Source organism: Syntrophorhabdaceae bacterium, assembly GCA_028713955.1.
Taxonomy (GTDB): domain Bacteria; phylum Desulfobacterota; class Syntrophorhabdia; order Syntrophorhabdales; family Syntrophorhabdaceae; genus UBA5609.
The window spans coordinates 1-5,865 of sequence record JAQTNJ010000198.1; the positions used below are offsets into that span (position 1 = coordinate 1).

The following is a 5,865-nucleotide window of genomic DNA, read 5'->3' on the forward strand; positions in this document are numbered from 1 at the left end:
AGATCCTTACAAGCCGCTCTATCTCTTCCTCTGATATCGACGTGCACCTGCCTTCATCATACTGCTTGATGATCCATTTGTTGATCTTCGCAACTCCGGGATGTATCTTTTCAATCCTGTCTTTTCCAGTCAACGCAAAATGGGAATTGATCCAGTGGGTGATGCCTGCAAGGCCGGATTTATCGGTAATGTTGATCGCGAGCGGCCTGTTAAGGATCCTGTTCGTATCGAAAGGCAGGTAGATCTCTTCGTTCTTCAATAATCCGTCTATATGGACGCCGGCCGATGTCGCGTTAAAATCAAGACCGATGAAGGGCTGGCCCTTGGGGATATGCTGCCCTATCACCTTTTCGAAATAGTTCCGTATCTCCGTAATGACCGTCGGGTCTATACCGTTGTCCTCGCCCGTGAATGCTATGTGCTCCATGATAAGGGCTTCTATGGGCGCGTTCCCGGTCCTTTCGCCTATGCCGAGGAGCGTGCCGTTGACATAGGTGCAGCCATAGAGCCAGGCGCTGATGCTGTTGACGATGACCTTGTAAAAATCGTTGTGTCCGTGCCATTCAAGGTACTCTGAAGGAACGCCGGCATCGTCGATCATGGCCCTGATGATCTTTCCGATCGACCGCGGCAAGGCAGCGCCGGGATAGGTTATCCCTACTCCAAGCGTGTCGCAGAGCCTTATTTTGATCGGTATCTTTGCATCCTCGGACATGCTCATAAGGGCCTGGGCAAAGGGCACACAGAACCCGTATATGTCCGCCCTCGTGATATCCTCAAAATGGCACCGCGGTGCAATACCGTGTGATAAGGCATTCTCGACGATCTTAACGTACTCCCTGAAGACCTGGGATCTCGTCTTTTTCAATTTTAAAAAGATATGATAGTCGGAAGCGCTTGTCAGGATCCCTGTCTCACGTAAGCCAAGGTCTTTAACGAGCTGCAGGTCATCCTTGTTCGCCCTTATCCAGCCCGTTATTTCAGGGTACTTATAGCCTTTTTCGAGGCATTTCTCCACAGCATCCCTGTCCTTTTCAGTATAAAGGAAAAACTCGCTTTGCCTGATGACGCCGTTGGGGCCGCCGAGCCTGTGCATCATCTCATAGAGGTCTTCGATCTGTTTTACTGTAAAGGGCGGCCTTGACTGCTGGCCGTCGCGAAAGGTCGTATCCGTTATGTAGATGTCCTCCGGCGGATCGATAAGCTCTAGCTTGTGATCAAACTTTACCTTGCAGACCTCGGTAAAAGGAAAGACCTCCCTGTAAAATTCAGGGGTGTCGACATCGATCAAAGGGTATTTTGCGCTCTTCACGGTATTCTTAAAGATAAAACCTTTTTTCTTTTTCTTCACATTATCCTCCTGCGGGCACGGATTACTTTACGATGGTCTTTATCTTCAGTTCATTCAGTTGTTTCTGCCCGATATTCGACGGCGCGCCGGTCATGAGACATGTCCCCTTCTGGGTCTTCGGAAAGGGGATGACATCCCTGATGCTTCCAAGCCCCAGGAACATCATTAATATCCTGTCAAATCCAAAGGCAATGCCGCCGTGCGGAGGTGCTCCCATTTCCAGGGCCTCGAGGAGAAAACCGAACTTCTCCACAGCATCTTCTTCCCTGATGTTCAACAACCTGAACATCTCCATCTGTTCATCCATCGTGTAATTCCTGATGCTCCCGCCGCCTATCTCAACGCCATTCAGGACAAGGTCGTACGCCCTCGCAATGATCGACTCATAGTCACCGTTAAAATTCCGGATACTTTCTTTCGGTGATGTGAAAGGATGGTGCCTTGCCACGAACCTCTTTTCTTCCTCACTGTACTCAAGGAGTGGAAAATCAATAACCCAGAGGAATTTGTCCAGTTCTTTGTTGATCAGCCCGAACTTTTCTCCTATGTATAGCCTGAATCTCCCCATCACATCGTTCGCCTTGTTTTTCTTGTCTGCCACGATAAACAGAACATCTCCGTTCGAAAGATCAAAGGTCTCAGACAATGATGCTTTTTCTTCATCCTTTAAGAACTTCACGATAGGGGATTGGAGCATATCGTTCTCTTTCCTGATCCAGATAAGGCCGCCTGCGCCCATATCCTTTGCTGTATCAACGGCGGTGTCGAGGTCCTTTCGCGACAAGATCCTGCCTTTCAGGACAAGCCCTTTGATTATCCCGCCTTCATCGATGGTTTTCCTGAAAACACCAAATTCAGTTCCCTGAAAGATACCTGTAATATCCGACAACGGGAGATCGAAACGCAGATCGGGTTTGTCGGTACCGTACAGCTCCATCGCGTCGGCGTACTTCATCCTCGGGATCGGAAGATCCACAGGCGTTCCTTTTAATTCTTTGTAAAGCGACATAATGAGACCTTCGCTTGTTGCAAGAACATCATCGACGTCAACAAAGCTCATCTCCATGTCGATCTGCGTAAACTCAGGCTGCCTGTCAGCCCGCAGGTCCTCGTCCCTGAAGCACCGCACGATCTGAAAATACCGGTCGAAACCGCCTATCATCAATATCTGTTTAAAAAGCTGTGGTGATTGCGGCAGGGCATAGAACATCCCGGTATTTAACCTGCTGGGGACGATGAAATCCCGCGCACCTTCAGGCGTGCTCTTGGTAAGAAACGGTGTCTCAAATTCAAAAAAACCTTTCTCTGTCAGATAATCACGGGTGACCTTGTATGCCTTATGCCGCGCAATGAATATCTTCTGTATCTCAGGCCTTCTCAGGTCTAAGTAGCGATATTTCAGACGCAGGGATTCATTGGGTTCCTCTTCATCAAGCTGGAAAGGCAGTGTCTTTGAGGTATTCAGGACTTCAAAGGAATGGACCAGCACCTCGACCTCACCGGTGGGTATATTCGGGTTTTCGGTTTCCGGCGGCCTCTTTTCGACCTTACCGGTAACCTTCAAAACATATTCCTGTTTGATGTCCCCTGCCCTCTCGTGTGCCTCTTGCGATATCTCAGGTGAAAATACGACCTGCACGATCCCGGTTATGTCCCGGAGGTCAACGAATATAAGACCGCCGTGATCTCTTCGTCTAAAAACCCATCCGGCAAGGTTGATCATCCTGCCTATATCGTCCCTGGAAACCAATCCGCAATGTTTATCTCTCACTGTCTACCCCTTTCAAAAGTCTATTATTATATATGTTTAAGACAGCTTAAGTCAAGGCTTATGCGTTGGAGGGAGGATTTGGCTTATTTCTGACAGATCAGCTTTTGACCTGGTTCAGAAGCTCGTAGACTTTTATCTTTTCTAATGCTGCATCGATCTCATATTCGCCGATTTCACGTACATCGAGTCTCGATTGAGCCGCTTTACGGGTCCTTTCACTGATAAGGATGCCGTTCGTTAAAGGTTTTACGATATCCTGGAGTCTGAAGACCGTATTCACTACATCACCTATCACCGTGTAGTCCATCTTTTTTTCAAAACCGATGTTACCGATAACCGCCTCACCCGTATGTATCGCTATGCCCATAGATAATGGCGCGCCTACCTCTTTCTCGAAGTAATCACTGACCGGCTCTATCGCTTTCTTCATGTCCAGCGCTGCTGCCATCGCGTTGTCCGCATCAGATACGCTTGAGACCGGCGCTCCGAATATTGCAAGGAAACCGTCGCCCAGATACTTGTCCACGATCCCCAGGTGCCTGAATATGATATCTCCCATGATCGCAAAAAAATAGTTGATCATCGGAACGGTTCTATGGGGACCGATTGTCTTGGCGAGCTTCGAGAAACCCCTGATATCGATATTGAGGAATGTTAATGTTCTGAACTCATCAAGCAAGGGCTTGCCTGTTGCTTCACCGTGGATGATCTTGTCTACGATCTCTTTTGGGACAAACTTCTGAAAGATCTGACGGATACCCCTTTCATGCTCTGTCATCGAGACGGTTGCCTGGTAAAGCCTTGCATTTTCGATGGCAATAATGAGAGACGAAATAATGGATTGGAGGAGTTTCTCATCGCTGTCGCTGAAGTTACCGTCACGTTTATTGAGCAGTTCAATAACACCGATCACTTTGCCCTGAGAGATCATGGGAACACAAAGCGCCGATTTTGTCTTGAATCCTGTGACATTATCTATTACAGCGAAGAAGTGCGGCGATTGCCGCACATCATTAACAATAACCGATTTCCCCTGGGCAGCCACATACCCTGCAATACCCTGGCCGAGTTTTACCCTCGACTGACTGAGTGTTGCTATATCTATATCAAAACTCACCTTGAACTCCAGCTCATCGCCATTCAAGAGAAGCAGGGATCCTGCCTCGACGTCCATGGTAACCCGTATCATGTCCATTGCGTATTTTAAAACCTGATCAATATCAAAGGTTGATGATGTAAGGGCTCCACCGATCTGTTTCAAGGTATTGAGCTCCTGGTTTCTCCTGATCACAGAGGCAGAGAGCTTCACGCGCTCGATTGCAAGAGCGACACCATCTCTGATAATTTCCAGGAACTCCACCTCTTTATTGAGGGTATCGGGGTTAGGTGCGCAGAGAGCGAGGATCCCGTTGACTTCACCTGCAATTTTTAAAGTGCAAAGGAGACAGGCTCCGGAATAAGGGTTTGCAAAGAGTTTTTGCTCCGTATCACCTGTCAGTTTTTTTGTATCGTTTATAAGGAGGCTGGATTCCTGCTTGATAACCTTATCAAGGACAGAGCCCCCGTACGGATAGTAAGACCCTTTTGAAAGATTTGTCGCCCCCCTGCACATCAGTTCAAAGATCATAAGCTCATCAGGTCTGTTCTCGTCTTTTGTCAAAACAATTGCCAGATCGTAGGGGATCAGCGACTGGATCTCATTTAAAATGGAATACATCAGTTCGCTCTCTCTGAGGCTTGAGTTGATTACCTTCAATATCTTTATCGTTGTCTTCATGAGCTCCGTATCGGTCTCATTCTCTTTAAACAGTCTGATATTTTCAAAGGTAAATGCTGCGTTGCTTAAAAGGGGCGTTAAGACCTCAACGTCATCCTGCGTAAATATTGTATTGTCATTTCTCCGTGATACGGTAATAACACCGATGATATCGCCTATGGTCTTTAATGGCATGCATATAAAAGACTTTGTGGCATATGTGGAACGGTTGGTTCTTCCGAACCTGCTGTCATTCTCAATATCTTCTACCAGCAGCGGGGATTTATTGATAACGGCATACTTTGCTATGCTGGTATCAAAGTCAACCTCTCTTCCGACTTTCACCTCATCGCCAAGACCGATCTGTGCCTGTACAATAAATGTTTTCCGATGCGGACGCTGGAGGATCAAAACCGATCCGATATCTGCCTTCACCAGTTTGAGGGCGCGCTCCAGCGTGATGTAAAGAAGCTCATCGGTATCGAATGTTACATAGCACAGGTCTGAAAGTTCTTTGAGTGTGGATATCTCCGATCCCTTTTTCTCAAGCCTGTTCAAAGTGTTTTTTAATTGGTTTTCAAGGGCATTAAAGGAATCAACAATGTTGCCCAACTCGTCTGTTCCCCGTTGGAACTGAACATCTGACAGGTCGGAAGCAACCCTTTCAGAAAACTCATCTGATATCCTTGAGACCTTCCGGAATACAGTTCTTAAAAAGATGAAACCGAGAAATGAAAATACAAGGAAGCCAATGAGAAAAAGAGGCAACGATCTGTCCTGCAGGATATTATATTTAAACGCAAAGAAGAGAAAACCGAAGGCAGGAAAGACAAAGAGCAGGCCGATGCTCAGGATGAGCTTGTAATACAGGTCCTGCTTTCTCAGAAAGATTTCATTAAACCGATTAGAGTGAGGATTCATTTTAATACTTCCTTTTATAAAAAGTCACATTTATACATCCGGGTTTTTTCACTCGGTCCTCCTATT

The 5,865-nt window shown here is 47.0% G+C and carries 3 protein-coding genes; all 3 read right to left on the reverse strand.

Annotated elements, in window-relative coordinates; translation table 11 throughout:
- The coding region (locus PHU49_13535) for a hypothetical protein (protein MDD5245030.1) at positions 1-1,351 on the reverse strand (1,351 nt) is incomplete at its 3' end.
- Between the two features lie 22 nt (positions 1,352-1,373).
- Entirely contained in the window at positions 1,374-3,122 is a 1,749-nt protein-coding gene (gene aspS, locus PHU49_13540; GenBank protein ID MDD5245031.1) for an aspartate--tRNA ligase, read from the reverse strand.
- A gap of 97 nt (positions 3,123-3,219) precedes the next feature.
- Entirely contained in the window at positions 3,220-5,799 is a 2,580-nt protein-coding gene (locus PHU49_13545) for a GAF domain-containing protein (GenBank protein ID MDD5245032.1), read from the reverse strand.
- Positions 5,800-5,865 lie beyond the last annotated feature (66 nt).

Excerpts from the sequence above, each read along its gene's own strand:
- PHU49_13545 (MDD5245032.1), bottom strand. The coding sequence starts at position 5,799 with ATGAATCCTCACTCTAATCGGTTTAATGAAATCTTTCTGAGAAAGCAG.